Annotated in this window: 29 protein-coding genes; 22 read left to right on the top strand and 7 right to left on the bottom strand. The window is 75.7% G+C overall.

Annotated elements, in window-relative coordinates; genetic code table 11:
• The first annotated feature begins 1 nt into the window (after position 1).
• The 6 genes from sufB (at position 2) to F1641_RS18080 (ending at position 5,163) form a co-directional block, all read left to right on the top strand.
• On the top strand, positions 2–1,456 hold the full coding sequence (gene sufB, locus F1641_RS18105) for a Fe-S cluster assembly protein SufB (protein ID WP_194907856.1): 1,455 nt from the start codon (positions 2–4) through the stop codon (positions 1,454–1,456).
• 2 nt (positions 1,457–1,458) lie between these two features.
• Positions 1,459–2,895 carry a Fe-S cluster assembly protein SufD gene (gene sufD, locus F1641_RS18100; RefSeq protein WP_194907855.1) on the top strand — a complete coding sequence of 479 codons (1,437 nt, stop codon included), beginning with the start codon at positions 1,459–1,461 and terminating at the stop codon, positions 2,893–2,895.
• 19 nt (positions 2,896–2,914) lie between these two features.
• Positions 2,915–3,268, top strand: a complete 354-nt coding sequence (locus F1641_RS18095) for a non-heme iron oxygenase ferredoxin subunit (protein ID WP_194907854.1) — start codon at positions 2,915–2,917, stop codon at positions 3,266–3,268.
• 57 nt (positions 3,269–3,325) lie between these two features.
• On the top strand, positions 3,326–4,096 hold the full coding sequence (sufC, locus tag F1641_RS18090; RefSeq protein ID WP_194907853.1) for a Fe-S cluster assembly ATPase SufC: 771 nt from the start codon (positions 3,326–3,328) through the stop codon (positions 4,094–4,096).
• Complete coding sequence (locus F1641_RS18085; RefSeq protein ID WP_194907852.1) at positions 4,096–4,410, top strand: metal-sulfur cluster assembly factor; 315 nt, start codon at positions 4,096–4,098, stop codon at positions 4,408–4,410. Before sufC ends, F1641_RS18085 begins: the two co-directional genes overlap by 1 nt.
• Positions 4,411–4,509: 99 nt before the next feature.
• A complete protein-coding gene (locus F1641_RS18080; protein WP_206691449.1) occupies positions 4,510–5,163 on the top strand; it encodes an acVLRF1 family peptidyl-tRNA hydrolase in 654 nt (217 codons plus the stop codon).
• 16 nt (positions 5,164–5,179) lie between these two features.
• On the opposite strand, the gene F1641_RS18075 is transcribed toward F1641_RS18080, so the two are convergent.
• The gene (locus tag F1641_RS18075) at positions 5,180–6,229 is read right to left on the bottom strand and encodes a LacI family DNA-binding transcriptional regulator (protein WP_194907850.1); all 1,050 of its coding nucleotides are present in this window, start codon (positions 6,227–6,229) and stop codon (positions 5,180–5,182) included.
• A 232-nt stretch (positions 6,230–6,461) separates the two neighbouring features.
• Between F1641_RS18075 and F1641_RS23530 the strand changes: the two genes are divergently transcribed.
• From F1641_RS23530 to F1641_RS18040, 7 genes are read left to right on the top strand one after another with little or no spacing between them, the layout of a single operon-like run.
• A complete protein-coding gene (locus F1641_RS23530) occupies positions 6,462–7,475 on the top strand; it encodes an asparaginase (RefSeq protein WP_194907849.1) in 1,014 nt (337 codons plus the stop codon).
• A gap of 60 nt (positions 7,476–7,535) precedes the next feature.
• Positions 7,536–8,435 (top strand): polysaccharide deacetylase, encoded by a 900-nt coding sequence (locus tag F1641_RS18065; protein WP_194907848.1) that lies wholly within the window; start codon positions 7,536–7,538, stop codon positions 8,433–8,435.
• 45 nt (positions 8,436–8,480) lie between these two features.
• On the top strand, positions 8,481–9,899 hold the full coding sequence (locus F1641_RS18060) for an MFS transporter (protein ID WP_194907847.1): 1,419 nt from the start codon (positions 8,481–8,483) through the stop codon (positions 9,897–9,899).
• Complete coding sequence (locus F1641_RS18055; protein WP_194907846.1) at positions 9,899–10,657, top strand: SDR family NAD(P)-dependent oxidoreductase; 759 nt, start codon at positions 9,899–9,901, stop codon at positions 10,655–10,657. Before F1641_RS18060 ends, F1641_RS18055 begins: the two co-directional genes overlap by 1 nt.
• Positions 10,654–11,394, top strand: a complete 741-nt coding sequence (locus F1641_RS18050) for an SDR family oxidoreductase (RefSeq protein ID WP_194907843.1) — start codon at positions 10,654–10,656, stop codon at positions 11,392–11,394. The genes F1641_RS18055 and F1641_RS18050 overlap by 4 nt, the downstream gene beginning before the upstream one ends.
• On the top strand, positions 11,394–12,245 hold the full coding sequence (locus F1641_RS18045) for a hypothetical protein (RefSeq protein ID WP_194907840.1): 852 nt from the start codon (positions 11,394–11,396) through the stop codon (positions 12,243–12,245). Before F1641_RS18050 ends, F1641_RS18045 begins: the two co-directional genes overlap by 1 nt.
• Before the next feature lie 19 nt (positions 12,246–12,264).
• Positions 12,265–12,630, top strand: coding sequence for a hypothetical protein (locus F1641_RS18040; RefSeq protein ID WP_194907838.1), 366 nt, complete (start codon positions 12,265–12,267; stop codon positions 12,628–12,630).
• A gap of 94 nt (positions 12,631–12,724) precedes the next feature.
• Here F1641_RS18040 and F1641_RS18035 read toward each other — a convergent pair whose 3' ends face one another.
• Positions 12,725–13,342: a biotin transporter BioY gene (locus F1641_RS18035; RefSeq protein WP_206691448.1), complete on the bottom strand. Its 618-nt coding sequence runs from the start codon at positions 13,340–13,342 to the stop codon at positions 12,725–12,727.
• 45 nt (positions 13,343–13,387) lie between these two features.
• Between F1641_RS18035 and abc-f the strand changes: the two genes are divergently transcribed.
• The 3 genes from abc-f (at position 13,388) to F1641_RS18020 (ending at position 17,484) form a co-directional block, all read left to right on the top strand.
• Positions 13,388–14,986 carry a ribosomal protection-like ABC-F family protein gene (abc-f, locus tag F1641_RS18030; protein ID WP_194907837.1) on the top strand — a complete coding sequence of 533 codons (1,599 nt, stop codon included), beginning with the start codon at positions 13,388–13,390 and terminating at the stop codon, positions 14,984–14,986.
• A 186-nt stretch (positions 14,987–15,172) separates the two neighbouring features.
• Complete coding sequence (locus F1641_RS18025; RefSeq protein WP_194907836.1) at positions 15,173–15,397, top strand: helix-turn-helix domain-containing protein; 225 nt, start codon at positions 15,173–15,175, stop codon at positions 15,395–15,397.
• A 191-nt stretch (positions 15,398–15,588) separates the two neighbouring features.
• A complete protein-coding gene (locus F1641_RS18020; RefSeq protein ID WP_194908171.1) occupies positions 15,589–17,484 on the top strand; it encodes an ABC transporter ATP-binding protein in 1,896 nt (631 codons plus the stop codon).
• Here the strand turns inward: F1641_RS18020 and F1641_RS18015 are convergent.
• The 3 genes from F1641_RS18015 to F1641_RS18005 form a co-directional block, all read right to left on the bottom strand.
• Positions 17,481–18,401: an SURF1 family protein gene (locus tag F1641_RS18015; protein WP_194907835.1), complete on the bottom strand. Its 921-nt coding sequence runs from the start codon at positions 18,399–18,401 to the stop codon at positions 17,481–17,483. The genes F1641_RS18020 and F1641_RS18015 overlap by 4 nt on opposite strands.
• A 78-nt stretch (positions 18,402–18,479) precedes the next feature.
• Complete coding sequence (locus F1641_RS18010; protein WP_194907834.1) at positions 18,480–18,725, bottom strand: hypothetical protein; 246 nt, start codon at positions 18,723–18,725, stop codon at positions 18,480–18,482.
• A gap of 85 nt (positions 18,726–18,810) precedes the next feature.
• A complete protein-coding gene (locus tag F1641_RS18005; protein ID WP_194907833.1) occupies positions 18,811–19,305 on the bottom strand; it encodes a DUF3099 domain-containing protein in 495 nt (164 codons plus the stop codon).
• Positions 19,306–19,580: 275 nt separating this feature from the next.
• On the opposite strand from F1641_RS18005, the gene fabG reads away from it, so the two are divergent.
• The 3 genes from fabG to F1641_RS17990 are packed head-to-tail and all read left to right on the top strand — an operon-like array spanning position 19,581 to position 21,626.
• On the top strand, positions 19,581–20,300 hold the full coding sequence (gene fabG / locus F1641_RS18000; RefSeq protein ID WP_194907832.1) for a 3-oxoacyl-ACP reductase FabG: 720 nt from the start codon (positions 19,581–19,583) through the stop codon (positions 20,298–20,300).
• Positions 20,300–21,091, top strand: a complete 792-nt coding sequence (gene fabI, locus F1641_RS17995) for an enoyl-ACP reductase FabI (protein ID WP_194907831.1) — start codon at positions 20,300–20,302, stop codon at positions 21,089–21,091. Before fabG ends, fabI begins: the two co-directional genes overlap by 1 nt.
• A gap of 4 nt (positions 21,092–21,095) precedes the next feature.
• The gene (locus tag F1641_RS17990) at positions 21,096–21,626 is read left to right on the top strand and encodes a histidine phosphatase family protein (RefSeq protein ID WP_194907829.1); all 531 of its coding nucleotides are present in this window, start codon (positions 21,096–21,098) and stop codon (positions 21,624–21,626) included.
• Between the two features lie 16 nt (positions 21,627–21,642).
• Here the strand turns inward: F1641_RS17990 and F1641_RS17985 are convergent, their stop codons facing one another.
• Complete coding sequence (locus F1641_RS17985; RefSeq protein ID WP_194907827.1) at positions 21,643–22,044, bottom strand: ATP-binding protein; 402 nt, start codon at positions 22,042–22,044, stop codon at positions 21,643–21,645.
• A gap of 6 nt (positions 22,045–22,050) precedes the next feature.
• Positions 22,051–23,142: a glutathione S-transferase family protein gene (locus tag F1641_RS17980; protein WP_194907825.1), complete on the bottom strand. Its 1,092-nt coding sequence runs from the start codon at positions 23,140–23,142 to the stop codon at positions 22,051–22,053.
• A 183-nt stretch (positions 23,143–23,325) separates the two neighbouring features.
• Between F1641_RS17980 and F1641_RS17975 the strand changes: the two genes are divergently transcribed.
• From F1641_RS17975 to F1641_RS17965, 3 genes are all read left to right on the top strand, one after another.
• Positions 23,326–24,045, top strand: coding sequence for a hypothetical protein (locus F1641_RS17975; RefSeq protein ID WP_194907823.1), 720 nt, complete (start codon positions 23,326–23,328; stop codon positions 24,043–24,045).
• Positions 24,046–24,167: 122 nt separating this feature from the next.
• Entirely contained in the window at positions 24,168–24,986 is an 819-nt protein-coding gene (locus tag F1641_RS17970; RefSeq protein ID WP_194907821.1) for an ATP-binding cassette domain-containing protein, read from the top strand.
• A complete protein-coding gene (locus tag F1641_RS17965) occupies positions 24,983–25,831 on the top strand; it encodes an ABC transporter ATP-binding protein (RefSeq protein WP_194907820.1) in 849 nt (282 codons plus the stop codon). The genes F1641_RS17970 and F1641_RS17965 overlap by 4 nt, the downstream gene beginning before the upstream one ends.
• Positions 25,832–25,839: the final 8 nt, after the last annotated feature.

Below are 25,839 nucleotides of genomic sequence, written 5' to 3'. Positions count from 1 at the left end.
CATGAGCACGGACACCAGCGCAGAGAGCACCTCGCAGCTCAACGACATCGAGGCCCGCAACCCCGAGCTCGCCGGTCTCGGCACCTACCAGTACGGCTGGGCCGACCCCGACGCCGCGGGCGAGACCGCGCGCCGCGGCCTGTCCGAGGACGTCGTCCGCGACATCTCGGCCCGGAAGGACGAGCCGGAGTGGATGCTCCGCACGCGCCTGAAGGCCCTGAAGATGTTCGGCCGCAAGCCGATGCCCGACTGGGGCAGCGACCTCTCGGAGATCGACTTCGAGAACATCAAGTACTTCGTGAAGTCGACGGAGAAGCAGGCGACCAGCTGGGACGACCTGCCCGCCGACATCAAGAGCACGTACGACCGGCTCGGCATCCCCGAGGCGGAGAAGCAGCGCCTGGTCGCCGGCGTCGCCGCGCAGTACGAGTCCGAGGTGGTCTACCACCAGATCAACGAGGAGCTCGAGCGCCAGGGCGTCATCTTCCTGGACACCGACTCCGGCATGCGCGAGCACCCGGAGCTGTTCCAGGAGTACTTCGGCTCCGTGATCCCCCCGGGCGACAACAAGTTCGCCGCCCTGAACACCGCCGTGTGGTCGGGCGGCTCCTTCATCTACGTGCCGCCGGGCGTGCACGTCGAGATCCCGCTGCAGGCCTACTTCCGGATCAACACCGAGAACATGGGCCAGTTCGAGCGGACGCTGATCATCGCCGACGAGGGCTCCTACGTGCACTACGTCGAGGGCTGCACGGCGCCGATCTACAAGTCCGACTCGCTGCACTCCGCGGTCGTCGAGATCGTCGTGAAGAAGGGCGCCCGCGTCCGCTACACGACCATCCAGAACTGGTCGAACAACGTCTACAACCTCGTCACCAAGCGGGCCACCGCCGCCGAGGGCGCCACCATGGAGTGGATCGACGGCAACATCGGTTCCAAGGTGACGATGAAGTACCCGGCGATCTTCCTCATGGGCGAGCACGCCAAGGGCGAGACGCTGTCGATCGCCTTCGCGGGCGAGGGCCAGCACCAGGACGCCGGCGCCAAGATGGTGCACGCCGCGCCCAACACCTCCAGCTCGATCATCTCCAAGTCGGTGGCGCGCGGCGGCGGCCGCTCGTCGTACCGCGGGCTGGTCCAGGTGCTCGAGGGCGCCGGGGGCTCGGCCTCGACGGTGCGCTGCGACGCGCTGCTGGTCGACTCGATCAGCCGCTCCGACACCTACCCCTACGTCGACGTCCGCGAGGACGACGTGTCGATGGGGCACGAGGCGACCGTCTCGAAGGTCTCCGAGGACCAGCTCTTCTACCTCATGAGCCGCGGCATGGCCGAGGACGAGGCGATGGCGATGATCGTGCGCGGCTTCATCGAGCCGATCGCGCGGGAGCTGCCGATGGAGTACGCCCTCGAGCTCAACCGGCTCATCGAGCTGCAGATGGAAGGAGCGGTCGGCTGAGCATGGCTGACACGTCCAACAGCACCACCAGCACCCCGGCGGGCCTCGCGACCGACGAGGCCCTCGGCCTCGACGACCTCGACGCCGGTCGTGAGGACCTCGCGCTCGACCTGCCGGGCGGCGCCCCGGCGGCGCTGAGCACCGAGGTCGCCGACACCGCCGTCCCCGACGGGGGCGACGCGGTCGCGACGGCGCCCGCCCAGCACGGCCTGAACGCGCACAGCCACGGCGCGGGGGTCCCCGCGACCAACCGCGCCGAGCGCCGGACGTCGTTCGACGCCGCGGACTTCCCCGTGCCCACCGGGCGCGAGGAGGAGTGGCGCTTCACCCCGCTCGACCGCGCCCGGGCCCTGTTCGAGCCCGCGGGCTCGGCCACGGGCCTGCAGGTGGAGGTCAGCTCCACCGACGGCGTGGCGCACCGCCGCTCGGCCGACGGAGCCGGCAGGGGCTTCGTGCCCGGTGACCGCGCGGCCGCCGTCGCCTGGGGCGACGCGACCGCCGCGGGCGCCGTCGACGTCGTCGCCGTGGAGGCGGAGGCCGAGCTGGTCGAGCCGGTGCTGGTGCGCGTCTCCGCCCCGGCCGGCTCCGAGCGCGCGGCCGGGCACCTCGTCGTGCATGCTGGCCCGTACAGCCGCTCCACGGTGGTCCTGGACCACTCCGGCGGCGGCCTGGTCGCCAGCGGCGTCGAGGTCGTGGCGGCCGAGGGCGCGCAGCTCGTCGTCGTCAGCGTCCACCAGTGGGACGACGACGCCGTCCACCTGGCCCAGCACGACCTGCAGGTCGGTCGCGACGCCACCGTCAAGCACGTCGTGGTGACCCTCGGCGGCGCGCTCGTGCGCGTCGGCTCGACGGTCCGCTACGCCGGCCCCGGCGGCGACGCGACCCTGCTCGGCGTGTACTTCTCCGACGCCGGCCAGCACCTGGAGCACCGCTCCTTCGTCGACCACGAGGCGGCCAACTGCCGCTCCAACGTGGTCTACAAGGGCGCGCTGCAGGGCGAGACGGCTCGCGCCGTCTGGGTCGGCGACGTGCTCATCCGCGCGAGCGCGCTGGGCACCGACACCTACGAGCTGAACCGCAACCTCGTGCTCACCGACGGCGCCCGCGCCGACTCGGTGCCGAACCTCGAGATCGAGACCGGCGAGATCGTCGGCGCCGGCCACGCCAGCGCCACCGGCCGCTTCGACGACGAGCAGCTCTTCTACCTGCAGAGCCGCGGCATCCCCGAGGACCAGGCCCGCCGCATGGTGGTCCGCGCGTTCTTCGCCGACGTCATCCAGCAGATCGGCGTGGCCTCGGTCTCCGACCAGCTGATGGCCGCCATCGACGCCGAGCTCGAGCTCGCCGCCGAGGCCGGTCCGCAGGGCGCGGCCTCGAGCGCCGACGTCCCGGCGGTGGCCGACGGCGTCGAGGCGGAGCTCCTCGGCGCTCGCGCGTGACCCGAGCGGCGGGTCGGCGATGAGCGCGGTGCGGGTGTGCTCCGCCGCGGACGTCCCGGAGTCCGGCGCCCTGCGCGTCGAGGCTCCGGGGCCCCGCGGTGAGCTGGTGCCCGTGGCCGTCGTCCGCGACGAGGACGGCGGGCTCCACGCCATCTCCGACACCTGCAGCCACCAGGCGGTCTCCCTGTCCGAGGGCGACGTCGAGGGCTGCATGATCGAGTGCTGGCTGCACGGGTCGGCCTTCGACCTGCGCACCGGCCGGCCGAGCGCCCTGCCCGCGGTGCACCCCGTGCCCGTGTACGCCCTCACCCTCGACGGCGACGACGTCCTCGTCGACGCCACCACGGACGTCGGCGCCCGCGCCGAGTCCTGACCGTCAGCTCTGACACCACAGTCCTGAAGCACCCTCGACCGAGGAGAACACCCCAGCATGGCCACCCTGGAGATCCGCGACCTGCACGTCAGCGTCAAGACCCCCGACGCCGGTGACAAGCAGATCCTGCGCGGCGTCGACCTGACCGTCCGCGCCGGCGAGACCCACGCGATCATGGGCCCCAACGGGTCCGGCAAGTCGACGCTGGCGTACTCCATCGCCGGCCACCCCCGCTACGAGGTCACCGGCGGCTCCGTCACCCTCGACGGCGAGGACGTCCTCGCGATGAGCGTCGACGAGCGCGCCCGCGCCGGCCTCTTCCTCGCGATGCAGTACCCCGTCGAGGTGCCGGGCGTCACGGTGTCGAACTTCCTGCGCACCGCCAAGACCGCCGTCTCGGGCGAGGCCCCCTCGCTGCGCCACTGGACCAAGGACGTGCGCACGGCCATGGACCAGCTGCGCATGGACCCGGCCTTCGCCGAGCGCAACGTCAACGAGGGCTTCTCCGGCGGTGAGAAGAAGCGCCACGAGATCCTGCAGATGGAGCTCCTGAAGCCGAAGATCGCCGTCCTCGACGAGACCGACTCCGGCCTGGACGTCGACGCGCTGCGCGTCGTGTCCGAGGGCGTGAACCGCGTCGGCGCCACCGGCGAGACCGGCCTGCTGCTGATCACGCACTACACGCGCATCCTGCGCTACGTGAAGCCCGACTTCGTCCACGTCTTCGTGGCCGGGCGCGTCGCGGAGGAGGGCGGCTCCGAGCTCGCCGACGACCTCGAGGAGAACGGCTACGACCGCTTCCTCGGGTCCGGCGTCGTGAGCGCCTGATGTCCGACGTCACCCGCGAGGACGTCGAGGAGGCCCTCAAGGACGTCGTCGACCCCGAGCTCGGCATCAACGTCGTCGACCTGGGCCTCATCTACGGCCTCACGGTCGAGGAGCCGCGCACCGCGGTCATCGACATGACCCTCACCTCGGCGGCGTGCCCGCTCACCGAGGAGATCGAGGCGCAGGTCGCCGACGTGCTGACCGGCGTCGTCGACGACCACCGCATCAACTGGGTGTGGATGCCGCCGTGGGACATGCAGAAGATCACCGCTGACGGCCGCGACCAGCTGCGAGCCCTCGGCTTCAACGTCTGAGCCGGTGACGGCCGACGTGCAGGACCCCGTCGGTGGGGCCCTCCGGGGCCCTTCGGCGGGGTCCTGCACGTCCGGAGCCACGCCGCTCGGGGCGGTGGGGTGAGCAGCCGCCTCGTCGAGGTGGCGCCGGAGCGGCTCACCGGCTGGGTGGAGCGCTTCACGTCCTCGCACGGCCCGGTCGTCGTCAGCGCGGCGCCCGACCGGCTGCTGCTCGCGGGCGACGACGGCGAGGTGGCCGACCTCGAGGTCCCGTGGCCTCCCCTCGTGCTGCCCGGGGGAGCCGACGCCGGCGGTCCCGTCGCCGCGCTGGCGGAGCACGCGGCCCGGCCTCGGACGGCGCTGCTGGTGCTCGTCCGCCGCGGCGGCTGGGCCGTGGGCCTCGCCCGCGCCGGCGAGGTGCTCGACGGGCTGGGCGGCACCCGCTACGTGCAGTCGCGGACCGCCGCCGGCGGCTGGAGCCAGCAGCGCTACGCCCGCCGCCGCGCCAACCAGGCCGAGGGGCTCGTCGGTGCCGCGGCCGACGGGCTCACCCGCGTCCTCTCGCCGGGGCGGGCGCCCGACGTCGTCGTCCCCGGCGGCGACCGCCAGCTCGTGGCCGACGTCCTCTCGGCGCTGCCCACCGAGCTGCGCGCAGCCGTGGCCGCCCTGCCGCAGGGCCCGCTGCTCGACGTCGCCGACCCTCGCCGCCGGGTGCTCGACGACGTCGCCGCGCGCGCCCGCTCGGTGCGGGTCCGGGTGGGGACCCCCGGCTGACCAGCGCGCGCGGGCCTCAGCGCGGTGCGGGACCCGTCGAGGCGCGGGCGACGAGCTCGGGGTCGAGGAGCTCCGAGCCCCAGGTGCGGCCCTCGATCCGGGCGAGCAGCAGCGCGAACCCCCGACGGCCCATCTCGTGCATGGGGGAGCGCACGGTGGTGAGCCCCACGGGCAGCTCCGCGGCGAGGGGCACGTCGTTGAAGCCGACGACGGACACCTCGCGGCCGGGGGTCAGCCCCCGGTCGCGGACGGCGCCCATGACGCCGATGGCGGCGAAGTCGTTGACGGCGAAGACCGCCGTCGGCAGCGGGCCGGTGGCCAGGAGCGCCTCCGCGGCCTCGCGGCCACCGCGCACGTCGAAGCCCGACCGGCGGACCCGGTGGTCGGGCACGGGGTGCCCGGCCTCGGCGAAGGCGGCGAGGAAGCCGCCGGTGCGGTCCAGGCCGGTGCTCGTGTACGGCTCGCCCGCGACGACCGCCACGTCGCGGTGCCCGAGGGCGAGCAGGTGCTCCGCCGCCAGGCGGCCCCCGGCGAGGTCGTCGCAGGTCACCGAGGGGTGGCCGGGCGCGCGGCGGCTGACGAGGGCGTACGGGACGCCCCGCTCCACCAGCAGGCCCAGCGAGGACCCGTCGACAGGCGCGTCCCCGAGGAGGATCCCGTCGACCCGGCGGGCGAGCAGCATGTCGGTCCGGTCGGCGCGGCGGGCCACGTCGTCCTGGCTGTTGGTGACGAAGGTCGAGTACCCGGCGCGGCCCGCGGCGTCCTCGACGCCCTCGTAGATGGTGGCGAGCACGAGGTCGGCCAGGCGGGGCACGAGGACCCCCACGAGGTGGCTGCGGTTGGTGCGCAGGGCGCGCCCGTGGGGGTCGGGCCGGTAGCCGAGCTCGGCGGCGATCTCGCGGATGCGCTGCGCGGTCTCGGGAGAGGACGTGCGCACCGCCTGGGCCGGCGGCGCGAGCACCCGGGAGACGGTGGTGACGTGGACGCCGGCGAGCTCGGCGATGGTCCGCAGCGTGACCGGGCCGCGGCGGGGCGTGGGGTCGGGGTCGTCTGCCGGGCCGTCCACGCCGCCACGGTACGTGTTGCGGGCAGGTGATCCGCGGGCGCCGCGTGTGACGTCCCTGTTAAAGATCGCGCCGCGCCGCCGCGACTCGCGCCCAGGGCCTTGACGCGTCGACCGCGACCCAGTTCTCTACTCCTCAACCGCAGCGCAATCGTTTGGGCACGCCGCCCAAACGATTGGGCGGAGTCGACGTCGACCCCCACCCGCGCGCTCCCACGCTGTTCGAGGAGGACCCGTGCGTCGAGCCGTCGTCGTCACCACCGGTGGCACGATCGCCAGCCTGAGGACCCCGGAGGGCGGCCACCGGGCCGGCCTGTCGGGGGCCGACCTGGTCGCGCGCGTCGACGTCCCCGAGGGCGTCACCGTCGAGGTCCTCGACGCCGGCCTGTGGAACGGCTTCGCCCTGCGCCCCGCCCAGCTGGGCGAGATCGCCCGCGCCGTCCGCGCCGCGCTCGCCGACGAGGACGTCGACGGCGTCGTCCTCACCCACGGCACGGACACCACCGAGGAGACCGCCCTCCTGCTCGACCTCGTCCACGACGACCCCCGGCCCGTCGTCCTCACCGGAGCGCAGCGCCCCGCCGACGACCCCCGCACCGACGGGCCCGCCAACCTGCGCGACGCCCTGCTGGTGGCGACCTCCCCGCAGGCCCGCGGCGCGGGCGTCCTGGTCTGCTTCGACGGCTCGGTCTTCGCCGCCCGCGGGGTCCAGAAGGTCGACACCCTGGCGACCCAGGCCTTCGGCGCCCCCTCCGGCGGCCTGGTCGGCCGCGTCGGTCCCGACGGCGTGCACCTCGCGGCGGCGTCCCAGCGCCCCCCGGCCCTCGACCTCGACGCCATGGACCTCGGCCGGGTGCGGGTCGACGTCGTCGCCACCTACCCCGGGGCCGACGACACCGCGCTGCGCGCCTTCGCCGCGGCCGGGGCCGACGGGATCGTGCTGCAGGGCCTGGGCGCCGGCAACGCACCCCCCGCGATGCTCGGGGCGGTCACGGCCCTGGTGGCCTCCGGCGTGCCGGTCGTGCTGTCGACCCGCGTCCCCGCGGGCCCCGTGGCCGCGATCTACGGCGGCGGTGGCGGCGCCGACCTGGTCGCCGCGGGCGCCGTCCCCTCGGGGCTGCTCCGCCCCGGGCAGGCCCGCGTGCTGCTGCTCGCGCTGCTCGCCGCCGGCACCGACCGCGCGGACCTGCCCGCGGCCTTCGCCGAGCGCGCGGTGGCCGTGGTGCCGCACGCCGCCCTCACCGACTGACCACCCAGACCGTCAACACCGTCAACACCGTCAAGCCCCACCCACCCAGGAGGTAGTGCTGTGCCCAAGGAGATCCTCTGCGCCTTCGGCGTCGACGTCGACGCCGTCGCCGGCTGGCTCGGCTCGTACGGCGGGCAGGACTCGCCCGACGACATCTCGCGCGGCATGTTCGCCGGCGAGGTCGGCGTGCCCCGCCTGCTCGAGCTGTTCCGCCGCCACGACATGAGGACGTCGTGGTTCATCCCGGGCCACTCCATCGAGACCTTCCCCGAGCAGACCGCGGCCGTCGCCGCGGCCGGCCACGAGATCGGCATCCACGGGTACTCGCACGAGAACCCGATCGCGATGAGCCGCGAGCAGGAGACCGAGGTCCTCGACCGCTGCATCGACCTCGTCACCGAGGTCACCGGCCGCCGTCCCACCGGCTACGTCGCGCCCTGGTGGGAGTTCTCCCGCGTCAGCAACGAGCTGCTGCTCGAGCGCGGCATCAAGTACGACCACTCCCTCATGCACCGCGACTTCGAGTGCTACTACGTGCGCGTCGGCGACTCCTGGACGCCGATCGACTACTCCCAGCCCGCGAGCAGCTGGATGAGGCCGCTCGAGCGGGGCGAGGAGACCGACCTGGTCGAGATCCCCGCGAACTGGTACCTCGACGACCTGCCTCCGATGATGTTCATCAAGACGAGCCCGAACAGCCACGGCTTCGTCAACCCCCGCCACCTCGAGGAGATGTGGCGCGACCAGTTCGACTGGGTCTACCGCGAGACCGGTGACGGCGACGACGACGCGCCCGCGGTCTTCACCCTGACGATCCACCCCGACGTCTCGGGGCGCCCGCAGGTGCTGCTGATGCTCGAGCGCCTCATCGCGCACATCAACAGCCACGAGGGCACCCGCTGGGTGACCTTCGACGAGATCGCCGACGACTTCATCGCCCGCAACCCCCGCCGCGCCTGACCCCTGCTCGCCCCGCCGCTCCCGCACGCCCGAGAGGACCTCCCCATGAGCACGTCCGAGTCCGCCGCCCCGCCCAGCAGCCAGCCCTCCAGCCAGCCCAGCAGCCCGGCCGGCGCCAACCCCTGGCGCCGCCACCTGGTCTCCGTCCGCGAGACCCGCAAGGGCACCCTGTTCGCCCTGATGGCGTGGGTCTTCGCCGTGTACGACTTCATCCTGTTCGGCACCCTGCTCCCGGCGCTGCAGGCCGACTTCACCTGGTCCGCCGCGACCGCCACCGGCGTCGCCACCCTCATCTCCATCGGCACCGCGTTCGTGGTCCTCGGCGTCGGCCCGCTGGTCGACCGCCTCGGCCGCCGCCGCGGCATGCTCGTCACGGTCGCCGGCACCGCCCTCGCCTCGGGCCTGACCGCGCTGACCTGCAACCCCGCGTACCTGGTGGCCGTCCGCTCCCTCGGCGGCCTGGGCCTGGCCGAGCAGTCGGTCAACACCACCTACCTGAACGAGATCTACGCGGTCTCGGAGGACGCCGTCATCAAGAAGCGGCGCGGCTTCGTCTACTCGATCGTCCAGGGCGGCTGGCCTCTGGGCACCCTGCTCGCCGCGGCCTTCGCCGCCGCGCTCCTGCCCGTCGTCGGCTGGCGCGGGTGCTTCCTGCTGGCCACGTTCCCCGCGATCGTCATCCTGCTGCTGCGCCGCACCCTCAAGGAGACGCCGCAGTTCCAGATCGCCTCCCGGCTCCGCACCCTCGTCAAGGAGGGCCGCACCGACGAGGCGCGCGTCCTGGCCGCCGAGTACCACCTCGAGGCCGAGCCCAAGGCGCCGCTGCGCCAGATCTTCGCCCCCGCCGCGCGCCGCAACACCGTCGCGCTGTCCCTCGCCTGGATCTTCAACTGGTTCGGCATCCAGGTCTTCAGCGTCCTGGGCACCAGCGTCCTGGTCGAGGCCAAGGGCGTGGACTTCGCCTCGGCCCTCGGGATGTTCATCGTCATCAACATCGTCGCCTTCTGCGGCTACCTCTTCCACGGCTGGGCCGGTGACCGCTTCGGGCGCCGTGGCGTCATCGTCGTCGGCTGGTTCGTCTCCGCCGCCGCCTTCACGCTGATGCTCAGCCTCACCACCGGCCCGGTGATGACCGTGGTCCTGTACTCGGTCGGCATGTTCTTCCTGGTGGGCCCGTACGCCGCGCTGCTGTTCCTCATGGGCGAGGCCTACGACGTCGACTGCCGCGCCACCGGCGCCACGTTCCTGGGCGCCATGAGCCAGCCCGGCGCCATCGTCGCCGGCATCACGGTGACGGCGCTGCTCGCGGCGGGCACCTCCTGGTCGTCCGCGGCGCTGTGGGTCGGCGCCGGCGGCATCCTCCTGTCGGCGGTCGCGATGCTCGGCTGCCGCCCGGTCGCCGTGCTCGAGCAGGTCGACCCCGAGCTGGTCCCGGCCGGCGCCCCCGCGGTGGCGTCGCACTGATGGCGCGGGTGGCCGTCATCTCGGGCGCGGCGAGCGGCATCGGCCGCGCGCTGGCGGTCGCCTACGCCGAGCAGGGCGTGCGGGTCGTCGCGGGGAGCTACCCCGGCGACCCGCACGACCCCGAGCACACGGCGGCGCTGGTGCGCGCCGCCGGCGGCGAGTGCGTCGTGGCCGAGGTCGACGTGCGCGACCCGGCGCAGGTCGACGCCCTCGCCCAGCGGGCCCTCGACGAGTGGGGCCGGCTCGACGTCGCCGTCGCCGCGGCGGGGGTGCTCCGCAGGGCGCCCCTGGCGGAGCTGACCGACGGGGCCTGGGACGACATGCTCTCGGTCGACCTCACCGGGGTGCTGCGCGTGCTCCGCTCCGCCGCGGCCCGGATGGACGACGGCGGCGCGATGGTCGCGGTCTCCTCGATCGCCGGGGGCGTCTACGGGTGGGGCGACCACGCCCACTACGCCGCCGCGAAGGCCGGCGTCATCGGGCTGTGCCGCAGCCTGGCGGTCGAGCTCGCACCCCGCGGCATCCGCGTCAACACGGTGGTCCCGGGGCTCATCGAGACCCCGCAGTCCTCCGACCCCGTCAACTCCCTCGGCCCCGAGGGGCTGCGCGCCGCCGGCGCCGGCATCCCCTGGGGCCGGGTGGGCCGCCCCGAGGAGGTCGCGACGGTCATCCGCTTCCTCACCGGCCCCGACGCCGCCTACGTCACCGGCCAGGAGCTGGTGGTCGACGGCGGGCTCACCGTCAGGATGCCGGCGTGACCGGCGCGCTCGAGGGGCGCGTCGCGCTCGTGGTGGGGGCGGCCAGCGGCATCGGCCAGGCCGTCGCGGCCGCGTACACCGCCGAGGGAGCCGTCGTCGTGGCGGCCGACCGCGACGGCGACCGCCTCGAGCGCGCCGCCGCCGCGGCCGGTGCGGCCAGCTCGGTGCGCGTCGACGTCACCGACGAGGCCTCGGTCACCGCCGCGGTCCAGCACGTGCTGGACCGGCACGGCAGGGTCGACGTCCTGGTCAACAGCGCCGGCGTGCTCGACGAGGGCCCGCTGGCGCAGATGCCGCTGGCCCAGTGGCAGCGCACGCTCGACGTCGACCTCACCGGCGTCTTCCTCGCCTGCCGCGCGGTGCTGCCCTCCATGCTCGCCGCGGGCAGCGGCCGGATCATCAGCATCGCCTCCCAGCTGGGCCTCAAGGGCGGGGTGGGCCTGGCGCACTACAGCGCCGCCAAGGCCGGCGTCATCGGCATGACCAAGGCGCTCGCCCGGGAGGTCGCCCCCGCGGGGGTGCTGGTCAACGCCATCGCCCCCGGGCCCGTCGAGACGCCGATGGTCGCCGGGATCAGCGAGGAGTGGAAGGCGGCCAAGCGCGCCGAGCTGCCGCTGGGCCGCTTCGGGGTGCCGGCGGAGGTGGCCCCCACGGCCGTGCTGCTGGCCAGCGACCCCGGCGGCAACCTCTACGTCGGGCAGGTGCTCGGTCCCAACTCCGGCGACGTGATGCCCTGATGTGCGGGGGCTGCGGCGGCGGAGGGGGCCGCGACTGGGCGTCCGCCGCCGTCGCCGGGCCCGCGGCCCGGGCGGTCGCCGCGGTCACCGCGACCGCGCTCTGCCGCGCCCTCGGCGAGCCGACCCGGGTCGCCGCGAGCCCCAGCGGGTGGCTGGTCTCCTCCCCGACGGGAGCGACCACCGTCGCCGCCACCCTCACCGCCCTGTGGGCCGCCGTCCCCGCGCTCGCGGGCCGCGCGGCCGAGGCGGGGGTGCCCGGTCTCGACCAGCTCACCGGCGCCCGGGCCGCAGCCGGTGGTCCCTCGGAGCTCGCGGGCGGAGCCGGTGCACCGGGCCGGAGGGTCGCGGTGCTCGTCGGCGAGCCCCGGGCCCCGGAGGGGTCCTGGGCCGACGCGGTGGTCGAGGCGGCCGACGATGACGACCCCGCAGCCGTCGTGGACGCGGTCGACGCCGCGGAGGCGGGGGCGCGGGTGCTCGTGCGCTGCTCCTCCGACGCTGCGGCCTCCGGCGCGCTGGCGGCGCTCGCCGCTCCCGGCCCCGTGCAGCGCAGCACCGTGCTCGCGGTGGTCTCCCGCGGCCGGGCGGGGCACCCCTGGGCCGACGACCTCGACCCGCTCGACGGCGCTGGCGCGCTCGCGCTGCTGGACGGCGCGGCCCCCACCGGCCGCGGGGCCGCCGGGGCCGTGCTCCGCAGCTCCGGTGCCCACCCCGCCGCCGCGGCCTGCTGGGGAGCGGCCGCGCTGGCGGCCGGTGGGACCGCCGGCCGCAGGACGCGGCTCGTCGTGGACGGCGACCGCGTCGTCGTCGACCTGCTGGACCGGGGAGCCGTGGCGCTGCGCCCGCTGCCGTGACCTCTGGCACCCTGGAGCGGTGATCAGCACACGACGCAGCGTGATGACCCTCGTGGCGGGCGCCGGGGTCGCCCTGGCGCTGACCGGCTGCTCCGCGGTGGGCGACGTCGCCTCCGCAGCGGGGGAGGGCGCCAGCTCGGCAGCCGTCGGGGCCGCCCGCGGCGCGGCCCTGCAGCAGGTCTGCGGGTACGTCGAGGACGGCCAGCTCAGCGAGTCCGACCTGACGCAGCTGCGCGCCGCGGTGCGCGCCGCCGAGGCGGCCGGCGTCGAGGGCGACGTCGTCTCCCAGGCCGACGAGCTGCTGGGCGACGGCGGGCCCGACGAGGGCCAGGTGGCCCAGCTGCAGGCCGCGTGCGCCCAGGCGGGCCAGACCCCCAGCTCCTGAGCCCGCCGGTCCGCGACGCACGAGGGCCCCTCCACCGCGCGGTGGAGGGGCCCTCGTGACGAGGCGGGTCAGCGGGTCGGGCGAGCCAGCGGGCTCACCCCCGCAGGCGGGTGCTCAGCTGCCAGGCGCCCGGGAGCGCGACCCCGGCGATGACGGCCTTGACCAGGCCGCCGAGCAGGAACGGCGTGAAGCCGGCGGCGACCGCCTGCGACGCGGTCATGCCGGTCGTCAGGGCGAGCCACGGCACGCCGACGGCGAAGACGACGAGCTGGCCCGCGACGAAGAGCGGGACCGCGCGCCACCAGTGGCGGTCAGCGCCGTGGCGGGCGGCCAGGCCGATGAGGAACGCGGCGGGGATGCAGCCGACGATGTAGCCGCCCGTCGCGCCCAGGACGACGTGCAGGCCACCGGACGCGTCGGCGTAGAAGGGCAGGCCGACGGCGCCGAGCACGGCGTACAGGCCGAGGGAGCTGAGCGCGCGGACCGGGCCCAGCGAGGCCGCGACCAGCACGAGCGCCAGGGTCAGCCCCGTGACCGGCACCGGCGTGAAGCCCAGGTGCACGACCACCTGGGCGAGCAGCGCGGTGAAGAGCGCACCGCCCACCACCAGCAGGGCGTCGCGCACGCGCGTGGACGCGCCGACGGCGGGGACGAGGTCTGCGAGGACGGCGCGCCGCGGGAGGCGGCTCGGCACGGGAGCGGTGATGGCCACGGGCACACCCTGGCACAGCTCTGCGGCGCCTAGAATGGGGAGGACATGATCACAGCGACTGACGTAGAGCTCCGCGCGGGCGCCCGCCTCCTGGTCTCCGGGGCCACCTTCCGCGTCGGTCGCGGCGACCGGGTGGGCCTGGTGGGCCGCAACGGCGCCGGCAAGACCACCCTGACCCGCGTCCTGTCCGGCGAGACCCAGCCGGCGGGCGGCTCGGTGACCTCCGACGGCCCGGTGGGCTACCTCCCGCAGGACCCGCGCACCGGCGACCTGGAGCAGTCCGCGATCGCGCGGGTGCTCAGCGCGCGCGGCCTCGACGCCGTCGTCACCAAGATGCGCACCGCCGAGGCCGAGATGGCCGGCGACGACCCCGTCCTGCGCCAGCGCGCGATGGACCGCTACGCCAAGCTCGAGGCGCGCTTCACCGCGGCCGGCGGCTACGGCGCGGAGTCCGAGGCGCACCGCATCGCCGCCAACCTCAGCCTGCCCGAGCGGGTGCTGTCGCAGCCGCTGGGCACGCTGTCGGGCGGCCAGCGCCGCCGCGTCGAGCTGGCGCGCATCCTGTTCTCCGACGCCGAGGTGCTGCTCCTCGACGAGCCCACCAACCACCTCGACGCCGACTCGATCGTCTGGCTGCGCGACCACCTGAAGACGTACTCCGGCGGCCTGGTGGTCATCAGCCACGACGTCGGCCTGCTGGAGGCGGTCTGCACCAAGGTGTTCCACCTCGACGCCAACCGCTCCCAGCTCGACCTCTACAACGTCGGCTGGAAGCTCTACCTCGACCAGCGCCGCATCGACGAGGAGCGCCGCAAGCGCGAGCGCGCCAACGCCGAGAAGAAGGCCGGCACCCTGATGGCGCAGGCCGACAAGATGCGCGCCAAGGCCACCAAGGCCGTGGCGGCGCAGAACATGGCCAAGCGCGCCGAGAAGCTCGTGGCGGGCCTGGAGGACGTGCGCCAGTCCGACCGGGTGGCCAAGCTGCGCTTCCCCTCCCCGGCCGCCTGCGGGCGCACCCCGCTGAGCGCCGAGCACCTCAGCAAGTCCTACGGGTCGCTGGAGATCTTCACCGGCGTCGACCTCGCCATCGACAAGGGCAGCAAGGTCGTGGTGCTGGGCCTGAACGGCGCCGGCAAGACCACCCTGCTGCGCCTCCTGGGCGGGGTGGAGACCCCCGACACGGGCGCCGTCGTCCCCGGGCACGGCCTCCGGCTGGGCTACTACGCCCAGGAGCACGAGACGATCGACGTCGACCGGTCGGTGCTCGAGAACATGCGCTCGGCCTCGCCCGACCTCGACGACACCGGCGTGCGCAGCGTGCTGGGCTCCTTCCTCTTCGTCGGCGACGACGTCCACAAGCCCGCGGGCGTGCTCTCCGGCGGCGAGAAGACGCGCCTGGCGCTCGCGATGCTGGTGGTCAGCGCCGCGAACGTCCTCCTGCTCGACGAGCCCACGAACAACCTCGACCCGGCCAGCCGGGAGGAGGTCCTCGACGCGCTGCGCCGCTACGAGGGCGCCGTGGTGCTCGTCACCCACGACGAGGGCGCCGTGCACGCCCTCGAGCCCGAGCGCGTCGTCCTCCTGCCCGACGGCCAGGAGGACCTCTGGAGCCCGGAGTACGCCGAGCTCGTCTCCCTCGCCTGACCTCCTCGATCGTTCCCATAGCGAACCGGCCCGGGAGGGCGCAAGATCTTCCAGGGGGACCCCGCTGCGGCACGCCGACAGGGGAGGCCCCACCATGGTCGTTCCGGTTCTCGGTGCAGTCATCTGCCGGGATCACGGGCGCGGCCAGCAGGGGACTGGTCGAGGACGACGCAGGAGGCAACACCGATGAGTGACAGTCCGATCATCAAGAAGGGCGCCCGCATCACCGGCGGCGAGCGCACCACGCTGGCCGACGACCTGAAGGCGAAGTACGCCTCGGGGGCCAGCATCCGGGCCCTCGCTGCGGAGACGGGGCGGTCCTACGGGTTCGTGCACCGTATCCTCAGCGAGAGCGACGTCTCGCTCCGCAGCCGCGGTGGTGCGACGCGGGGAGCGCGCAAGGCCGGCTGAGCCGTCCGCACAGCCCGGGGCGGTTCGCTCAAACAGCGAGGCGACCCGCTCACGGGACCACCGGCACCGACGACGGCGCCGGCAGCCACCACAGGACGCGAGCACCACCACGAGTCCCACCACCAGCACCACCACGAGCCTCCCGAGCAGCGCGTGAGCACCCGGTGAGCAGCACGAGCGGCTGGTCCGCCATGCGGTCCTTCAGCCGCGACGGGAAGGTCCTGGAGCACCGCCTCGCCCCCGGGACCCTGCGCAGGGTCGCCGCCCTCGCCCGGCCCCACCGCAGACCCCTGTCGGTCTTCGTGGCCCTGGTGGTCCTCGACGGCGCGCTGGTCGCCGTGCCCCCGCTGCTGCTGCGGCACCTCATCGACGACGGCGTCCGCACCGGCGACCGGTCCGTCGTCGTGGTCCTGGCGCTGTGCGTGGCCGCGGTCGCGCTCGCGGAGGCCGTGCTGTCGCTGGTGCAGCGGTGGCTCTCGGCGCGCATCGGCGAGGGCCTCATCTACCAGCTGCGCAGCACCGTCTTCGAGCACGTCCAGCGGCAGTCGATCGGCTTCTTCACCCGCAGCCAGACCGGCGCGCTGGTGTCGCGGCTCAACAGCGACGTCGTCGGCGCCCAGCAGGCGTTCACCTCCACCGCCGCCGGGATCCTGTCCAACGCGGTGACGTTCCTGGCCGTGGTCGCGGCGATGCTCGTGCTCAGCTGGCAGATCACCCTCCTGGCCCTGCTGGTGGCCCCGCTGTTCCTGCTGCCCGCACGGCGCGTCGGGCGCCGGCTCGCGGGGCTGCGCCGCCAGGCGATGCAGCGCAACGCCGACCTCGGCGACCGGATGACCGAGCGCTTCGGCGTCTCGGGCGCGCTGCTGGTGAAGACCTACGGCGACGCCGGCACCGAGGCCGAGCAGTTCCGCACCCGCGCCGGGGCCGTCCGCGACATCGGCGTCCAGACCGCCCTCTCGAGCCGGGTCTTCTTCGCCGGCCTCACCGCGCTCGCGGCGCTGGCCACCGCCATGGTCTACGGCGTCGGCGGCTGGCTGGCCATCAGCGGGGCCGTCACCACCGGCTCCCTCGTGGCCCTCGCCGCGCTCCTGGGCCGCCTCTACGGGCCCATCACGGGCCTGTCCAACGTGCAGGTCGACGTCATGACCGCCCTGGTGTCCTTCGAGCGCGTCTTCGAGGTCCTCGACCTCGAGCCCGCGGTGCGCGACCCCGAGCACCCCCGCCCGCTCCCGGACGGCCCGCTGGACGTCGAGCTCGACGGCGTCGTCTTCACCTACGGCTCGGCCGGCTCGCTGGCCTCCCTGGAGGGCGGCGCCGCAGCCGGCGCACCGGGGCCGGTCCCGGAGCAGCACCCGGAGCTGGACGAGGGCCCCGTGCTCCACGGGGTGTCCCTGCGCGCGGGAGCGGGGCAGGTGGTGGCGCTCGTCGGCCCCAGCGGCGCCGGCAAGACCACCATCGCGTCGCTGGTCGCCCGCCTCCACGACGTCGACCCCGGCGGCGGGGCGGTGCGCGTCGGCGGCGTCGACGTGCGCGACGTCACCCAGGACGAGCTGCGCCGCCGCGTCGGGGTGGTCAGCCAGGACGCGCACCTCTTCCACGACAGCGTCCGGGAGAACCTCCTGTACGCCCGCCCCGGCGCCACCGAGGACGACCTGTGGGCCGCGCTCGCGGCCGCGCGGGCCGACCGGGTGGTCCGCGCGCTCCCGCAGGGCCTCGACACGGTCGTGGGCGACCGCGGGCACCGCCTGTCCGGCGGGGAGAAGCAGCGGGTGGCCCTGGCGCGGCTGCTCCTTCGCGCCCCGAGCGTCGTGGTCCTGGACGAGGCCACCGCCCACCTGGACAGCGAGTCCGAGCGCGCCGTGCAGGAGGCCCTGGACGCCGCGCTGGTCGGCCGCACGAGCATCGTCATCGCCCACCGGCTCTCGACGGTGCGCTCGGCCGACCTCATCTGCGTGGTCGACGGCGGCCGCGTGGTGGAGCGCGGGCGGCACGCCGAGCTGCTGGCCCGGGGCGGGCTCTACGCGGCCCTGCACCGCACGCAGTTCGCCGGAGGCACCGGCGACGCCGGTGACGCCCCCGCCGCCTAGCGGCCCCGGACCTGCCGCTGGGAGGCGTCGCGCGCGGCGGCGATCATCGCCTCCACCTGGGCGTCCTCGACCTCCTCGTCGGACGGGACCCGGTCGGGGTCGTAGGTGACGACCTCCGCGCGGCGCTCCCGGCGGCCCGCGGCGACGTCGGTCTCGTAGGCGGCCCGGCGCAGGTGGACCACGAGGAAGACCCAGGCGCCGACGGCGAACAGCAGCCACTGCACCGTGTAGCCCAGGTGGGGGCCCTCGTCGAGGCTGGGGGAGACCGCGGGCAGCGGCGGCTGCTCCGCGGGCGGCGGCGTCTCGCTGACCAGCTCGCCGTAGGCCCCGGTGATGATCGCGGGGGCCGCGGCGGCCCCCTGCGGCCCGGAGGCGGCCACGCCGGCGGCGACGGTGCCGCCCAGGTCGATGGCCTGCACCTGCCCCGGGGGCGCCTGGCGCCCGTCGACCGGCTCGCCCGGGCGCACCCTGACGACGACGGTGGTCGTCCCCGAGGGGGGCGCGGGGAGCGCGGCGGGGGCGTCGCGGGAGGCGGCGACGTCGGCGGGCACCCACCCGCGGTCGACGACGAGCACGCGGCCGTCGGTGAGCAGGAGGGGGACGAGCACCTCGAAGCCGTAGCCGTCGGTCTCGTGGGCCCGGTGGCGCACCACCAGGCTCGCCCCGGGGAGGTACGTGCCCGTGGCGGTGACGGGCGTCCAGGTGCGGCCGACGGGCAGGTCGGTCGTTCCGGGGGGCAGGACCGCGTCGAGCGGTACCGGCGTCGCGCGGTAGTTGGCCTGCACGAGGGCGATCTCCGCGACGCGCGCGGTGCGGCGGTCCCACTGCCAGTGGGCGAGCAGCAGGCAGGCTGCCGTGAACAGGGCGGCGAGGGCGACCGCCCTCAGCCACCGCCGCTCGAGCAGCAGCCGGTGCACCCGACCACGGTACGTCGCCCGGAGGGGGCCTGTTGCCGGGTGCCCCGCTGGTCAGCGGGCCGGCCGGTGGCCCCCGGGTCAGGCGGTGCGCTGGGAGGCGGCGAGGGGCGCGGCCTCGACGGCCTCCACCTCGCGCAGGAAGCCGCGCACCTGCAGGTGCGCCGACAGGTGCTCGCGGTGCTCGTCGCACGCCAGCCACGTCTTGCGGCGCTCCGGGGTGTGGAGGCGGGGGTTGTTCCAGCGCAGGGCGTGAGCAGCCCCGCTGCGGCACCCCCGAGCGCTGCACACCAGGTCGGGAGCGGGCTCGTGCAGCTCGAAGGCCATGCCGCCATGGTCGCACCCCGGGGCCCCCGGGAGGAACCCCGCGGGGCGTCCGGGTTGCTGGCAGGTGTCCGGGAGGTGACCGGCCTCAGGAGGCCCGGTCGACCCGGTGGGCCCCGGCCCCAGACCCGTCCGGGGCGTCGCCCTGCGCCTCGGCGCCTGCCCTGCCGCCGTGGGGCCGGGGCGCGGGCTCCCGCTCGGACGGGGTCTCGACGGCCTCGCCCTGCACCACCTCGACGCCGCCCAGCTGCACCGGGGGCGCCTCGGGGGCCTCGCGGTGGGGCGAGGGGACCTCGCCGCCCTCGCGCCGGGCGCCCCACGCCACCGGCAGGCGCTCCCGCCCGGCGTTCGCGATGAGCACCGCCACGTACGGCAGGAGGATCGCGCCCGCGGCGGCGACCCACTTCCACGGCCACGGCAGCACGAAGATGAGGATGAAGCAGACCGTGCGGATGCCCATGGCGAGCGCGTACTTCGCCATGCGGGAGTCGATGTCCTGCTGGTGGGAGCGCGTCGCCGTGGTGATGGAGGGGGTGTCCGCCGCCGGCCTGCGGCGGTGGTGCTGCGGGTGTGCGTCTACCACGTGTCCACCGTACGTCCGCTCGCCGCGGGCAGCCCCTGCGTGCAGCCAGCCCACCGGGCCGCGGGCGCCTCCTGATCACGCCCCTGACCACGCGGAGCGCCCTCGCGCTGCCCGGTCGGAGCGGGCTCGCGGGCCGGTCGCGGGCCCCTCGAGGCCCCGCCGGGAGACGGCGGGGCCGGGCCGAGCGGGCGCAGCCGGTAGCGTTCGGGCCGACGGGGTGCCCCTCCGGACGGCCGTCCGGAGCGGCCGCACCCGCGCTGAGCAGGAGGTGGGGCGTGCCGGAGGGCCGCAGCGTGCTGGTGACGGGTGCCGACCGGGGGATCGGGCGGGCCATCGCCGAGGCCTTCGTCGCCGCGGGCGACAGGGTGGTGGGCACGTACCGCACCGGGCGCCCGGAGGACGTCCCCGAGGGGGCCGTCGCCGTCCGCGCCGATGTGACCGACACCACGTCCGTCGACGCCGCGTTCAGCCGCGCCGAGGAGCTGCACGGGCCCGTCGAGGTGCTCGTGGCGAACGCCGGGGTCACCCGCGACGCCCTCCTCATGCGCGCCACCGACGACGACTTCGCCACCGTGCTCGACACCAACCTCGGGGGCGCGCACCGGTGCGCGCGCCGCGCGGCCAAGGGCATGGTCCGCCTGAAGCGCGGACGCATCGTCCTCATCGGCAGCGTGGTGGGCCTGTACGGCTCGCCCGGGCAGGCCAGCTACGCCGCCAGCAAGGCCGCCCTCGTGGGCCTGGCCCGCGCGCTGACGCGCGAGCTGGGCGGCCGGGGCATCACCACGAACGTCGTCGCGCCGGGCTACATCAGCACGGCGATGACGGACGCGCTGCCGGAGGCCCAGCAGAAGGCCTACCAGGACGCGATCCCGGCGAGCCGCTTCGGCGCCGCCGAGGAGGTGGCGAGCGCGGTGGTCTTCCTGGCCTCCGACGCCGCCGGGTACATCAGCGGGGCGGTCGTCCCCGTCGACGGAGGATTGGGGATGGGTCACTGATGGCTGTGCAGGGGACTGGGCTCCTCGAGGGCAAGAAGCTGCTCGTCACGGGGGTGCTCACCGACACCTCCATGGCGTTCCACGTCGCGCGCCTCGCGCAGGAGCAGGGCGCCACCGTGGTGCTGTCGAGCTTCGGGCGCCAGATGCGCATCACCGAGGTCATCGCGCGCCGCCTCCCGCAGCCCGCGCCCGTCGTCCAGCTCGACGTCTCCAGCGCCGACGACCTCGCCGCCCTCGCCGGCCGCATCACCGAGCACCTCGGCGAGGGCGCCCAGCTCGACGGCGTCGTCCACTCCATCGGCTTCGCGCCGCAGTCGGTCATGGGTGACGGCTTCCTCTCCGCCGAGTGGAACGACGTCGCCACCGCGATGCAGGTCTCGGCCTACAGCCTCCAGTCGCTCGTCGTGGCCGCCCGGCCGCTGCTGGCGCCGGGCGCCGGCGTGGTCGGCCTGACCTTCGACGCCTCCCTCGCCTGGCCCGTCTACGGGTGGATGGGCGTGGCCAAGGCCGCGTTCGAGTCCGTCAGCCGCTACCTGGCCCGCGAGCTCGGCAAGGACGGCGTGCGCTGCAACCTCGTGGCCGCCGGTCCCGTCCGCACCACCGCCGCGAAGGCCATCCCCGGCTTCGAGGCGTTCGAGAGCGTCTGGTCCGAGCGCGCCCCCCTCGCGTGGGACGTCAAGGACCCGGTGCCGCCGGCCCAGGCCGTCGTCGCGCTCCTGTCCGACTGGTTCCCCAAGACCACCGGCGAGATCGTGCACGTCGACGGCGGGGTCCACGCCGTCGGCGCCTGACGCCGTGACGGGCGCGCAGCCGGGATCGGCGGCCAGGACCCTCGTCCTGGTCCGCCACGGCGAGGCCGAGGTCGGCTCGACCGACGGCACCGACCACGGCCGCGCCCTCGCCCCCCGTGGAGCCGCCCAGTCCGCCTCGACGGCCGCCTGGCTGGTCGAGCGCGGCCTGGGCGCCTCCGACCTGGTGCTGGTCTCCTCGGCGCTGCGCACCGCGCAGACCTGGGCGGCGATGGCGCCGGCGCTGCACCCCGGCACCGTGCGGGAGGAGCCGGCCCTCTACGACACCTCCGCGGAGGAGCTCGTGCACCTGGTCGCCGGGACCCCCGACGAGGTGGTCTCGCTGCTGCTCGTCGGCCACGAGCCCGTCGTCTCCGGCGCGGCCGACGCGCTGGCCGGTGCCGGGTCCGACGGCGCGCTGCTCGCCCGGGTGCGCGCAGGCGTCAGCACCGGCGACGCCGTGGTGCTCGAGCTCGACGGGTCCTGGAGCGGCCTGGAGCTGGGGTCGGCGCGGCTGGTGGCCCACCACCACCCCTGACGGTGCCCCGCGCCCGTCAGGCCGACGAGGCGGGCGGGGCCTCGACCGAGCGCAGGTGCGCCCAGACGACCTTGCCGCCGGGCACGTCCTCGACGTGCCAGCGCTCCGCGAGGGCGCTGACCACCAGCATCCCCCGGCCGCCGCCCTCGTACGCCGCCACCAGCTCGGGGTGGCGCCGCGCGTCGTCGCGGACGCCGACCGACACCGACCGCGCGTCGGCCTCGACGAGGAGCACCACCTCGCCGCCGCCGGCGTGGCGCACGGCGTTGGTCACGAGCTCCGAGGTCACCAGCACCGCGGCGTCGAGGAGGGAGCCGGGCGCCCCCACCGAGGCCAGCAGCGCCGCGGTCACCGTGCGGCCGACGCGGGCGGAGGCGGGCTCGGAGGGCAGCACCCGGGTCTGCCGGGTCCGTCCCACGGCGGGCTAGCCCAGCGGGGTGGCCCCTGCGGGCACCCGCTCGTCGGCGGGCGGGGGCGGCGGCGCGGTGCCGTCGCCGAACGGGCGGCCGCCCAGCTGCTCGCGGTGGTGCGGCTCCAGCCACCCCGCCAGGTCGGGGCCCTTCGGGACGACGCCCGAGGGGTTGATGTCGGTGTGCACCCGGTAGTAGTGCGCCTTGATCTGCGCGAAGTCCGTCGTGTCGCCGAACCCGGGCGTGGTGAACAGGTCGCGCGCGTAGGCCCACAGCGCCGGCATCTCGGACAGCTTGTTGCGGTTGCACTTGAAGTGGCCGTGGTAGACCGCGTCGAAGCGGGCCAGCGTGGTGAAGAGGCGCACGTCGGCCTCGGTGATGGTGTCGCCGACGAGGTAGCGCTGCGCCGTGAGGCGCTCCTCGAGGGTGTCGAGGGCCGTGAAGAGCCGGTCGTAGGCGGCGTCGTAGGACTCCTGCGACCCGGCGAAGCCCGCGCGGTACACGCCGTTGTTGACCTCGGTGTAGACGAGGCGCATGACGGGTTCCATCTCGTCGCGCAGGTGCTCGGGGTAGAGGTCGGGCGCGCCCTCGCGGTGGTGGGCGGTCCACTCGGTCGACAGGTCGAGGGTCATCTGCGCGAAGTCGTTGGTGACGACGGCGCGGGTGGGCACGTCGACCAGCGCGGGCACCGTGATGCCGCGGGGGTAGTCGGGGAAGCGGGCGAAGTAGGCCTCCTGGAGGCGCTCGTACCCGAGCACCGGGTCGCGGCCCCCCTCGTCGAGGTCGAAGGTCCAGCTGCGCTCGTCGTGGGTGGGGCCGCACAGGCCCATCGAGATGGCGCCCTCCAGGCCGAGCAGGCGCCGGACGATGATCGCCCGGTTGGCCCACGGGCAGGCGCGCGCGGCGACGAGGCGGTAGCGGCCCGCCTCGACCGGCCACAGCTGGACGCCGTCGTCCGAGGGCCCGGTACCGCTGGGGTCGGCGACGACGCGGTCGGTGATGTACCGGGTGTCGCGCGTGAACTCCTGACCGGGCTTGGAGTAGACCCCGGGGGTCCCGTGCTCGGGGCGCTCGGCGCCCTGGTCGCGGTCGGTCGCGTCGCTCACGGGGTGACAGTAGGCGGGGCCGTCCGCTCCCGCCTCCGAGGGCCGCACCCCGCTGGGCCAGGAGGGGAGGCGGTCCCCGGAGGCCACCAGCCGCCGCCGCGGCGCTCGGGGGGTGGTGCTGCTCGCTCCGGCGGGTGCACGATGGCCGCACCGGTCCGCGCAGGTCCCAGCCGGAGGTGGCTCGTGGTCGAGGTGTCGACGTCGTCGGGTGCGCCCGGCCTGCTCCCGGTGCTCTCGGCGGGCAGGCACCGCAGCCCGCGCCGCGGGGCGTGCTTCATGGAGATGGCCTCCTACCTGGCGGGGGAGCGGTGGAGCGACCACCCCGCCTGCACCCACCCGCTCCTGGCGTCGGCGGCCCGGGCCGTCAACGACGCCACCTCCGACACCGCCCGGTCGCGGCTGGCGCTGCTGGTGCCGTCCGTGGTCGGCCTGACCAGCTCCGACCCGCACCTGGGGCCCCGGCTGGTGCGAGCGGCGGCCCAGCACGCCCTGCCGGTGGTCGCGCTGGAGCGCCAGCACGTGCTCGCCGCCGGCGTCCTGACCTGCGACCGGGTGCTCGCCGCCCTCGACGGTCGCGACCCCGCCCGCCTGGAGGAGGCGACCTGCGCCGCCCTCGCGCCGGCGCCCGGGGCGAGGCGCTGGGCCGAGGGCTTCGCCCGCGACCTCGTGCCCGACGGCGTCGTCAGGCGCCGGACCTTCGAGCGCGAGGCGGCCCCACGGCTGCTGCACCTGGCCGCCACCGGCATCGCCGCGGCCGTGGTGCCGGACGCCGACGAGCGCCTGCACGCGCTGCTCGCCGAGCTGGTCTCGGTCGCGCGGGCCCACGCGGAGGCGCCGTCCTCGGAGGGCGCCGTCGGCGGTGCGCGCTGGGACGACGTCGTGGGGATGACCGCGGCCCGCTGACCGCCGCCCGACCGCCGCCTGACCGCCGTCCGACCGCCCGCTGGCGGCCCCGTGGACGACCGGGGGCCGGCGGGTGATCACCCCGCCGTCGACCTGCGGATGAGAACAGTTATGGTTTGCGCGTGGAGGCGCTCACCATCAGCGGACTGACCGCCGACGCGGCGGGCGGGCGCCGCCTCCTCCACGGCATCGACCTCCAGGTCCCCGCCGGCGGCGCGCCCGGTGCCCGGACGGCGGTCGTCGGGGCGTCGGGCTCGGGCAAGTCCCTCACCGCGGCGGCGGTGCTGGGCCGCCTCCCGCGCGGCGTCCGCGCCGCCGGCTCGGTGCGCGTCAGCGGCCTGGAGGTGCTCGGCGTCCCGCCCCAGCGGCGGGAGGGCGCGAGCCGGCCGAGCGCCGTCGGGCAGGACCCCGCGCGCGCCCTGCACCCCCTCGTCGCCGTCGGCGCCCAGGTCGCCGCCCCGCTGCAGGCGCTCGGCAGGGGCCGGCGCGCGGCGCGGGCCGAGGCGCTGGAGCTGCTCGCCGCGGTCGGGCTGCCCGACCCCCGCGCGGCCGCGTCCGCCCGCCCGGCCGAGCTGTCCGGCGGGCAGCGCCAGCGCGTCTGCCTCGCGGTCGCCCTGGCCCGCCCCGGACCCCTCCTCGTGGCCGACGAGCCCACCACGGCCCTCGACGTCGTCACCCAGACCCGCGTGGTCGAGCTGCTGCGCGAGCGCACGGGCGGCCCGGGCCAGCCCGCCCTGCTCTTCATCACCCACGACCTCGCCGTCGCCGCGCAGCTGTGCGAGCGCGTGGTGGTCGTCGAGGCCGGGCGGGTCGCCGAGACCGCGCGGGCCTCCGACCTGCTCGCGGCGGCCACCAGCACCGCCGGGCGCGCGCTCGTGGCCGCGGCCCGCCGCGCCGAGGCCGCGCTGCCGTCGCGCCCCCTCGCCGGAGCGTCGCGGTGACGGCGCCGACGACCCCTGCGCCGGACCGCGCCCTGCTGAGCGCCCGGGGGCTGGTGCGCCGCTACAGCACCCCCGCGGGCACCCGGACGGTGCTCGACGGCGTCGACCTCGACGTGCGCGGGGGCGAGTCGGTCGCCCTCCTCGGGCGCTCGGGGGCGGGCAAGTCGACCCTGCTGCGGGTGCTGCTGGCCCTGGAGGCACCCGACGCCGGCGCGGTCAGCGCCCGCGGCGAAGACGGCGGCGCCCTGCGGCGCGTCGAGCCCCGGTGGCGCACCGGGGCCCTGCGCTGGTACCGCCGCGCCGTCCAGCACGTGCCACAGGACAGCGCCGCCAGCCTCGACCCCCGGCTCAGCGCGCTGCAGGCCGTGGAGCAGCCGCTGGTGCGCCTCGGGCTGCACCGCGCGGGGAGCGCCGAGGCGCGCGAGCGCGCCGCGGAGTGCCTCGAGTCCGTCGGCGTCGACGCCGCGCTGCACGGCCACCGGCCGCGGCAGCTCTCCGGCGGGCAGGCCCAGCGGGTCGCCATCGCCCGCGCGCTGGCGCCCCGCCCCGCGCTCGTGCTGGCCGACGAGCCCGTGAGCGGTCTCGACGCCCCGCTGCGCGCGCAGGTGCTCGACGCGCTCAGCCGCGTCCGGCGCACCACGGCGCTGGTGGTGGTCAGCCACGACCTCGCCGCCGTCGCCGCGCTCTGCGACCGCACGGCCGTCCTGCACGACGGACGCCTCGTGGAGGACCGCCCCACCCACGACGTGCTCACCGACCCCCGCCACGAGGCCGTCGCCGAGCTCGTCGACGCCCTGCCCCGCCTGCCGCTCGCGCCCACCGGCGGCCTGCCGCTGCCCGCCTGAGCCCAGCA

The organism is Quadrisphaera sp. INWT6 (assembly GCF_015390235.1).
Classification (GTDB): domain Bacteria; phylum Actinomycetota; class Actinomycetes; order Actinomycetales; family Quadrisphaeraceae; genus Quadrisphaera.
Note: the sequence above shows the minus strand (reverse complement) of the source record. Positions and strands in the feature narration are given on the sequence as shown.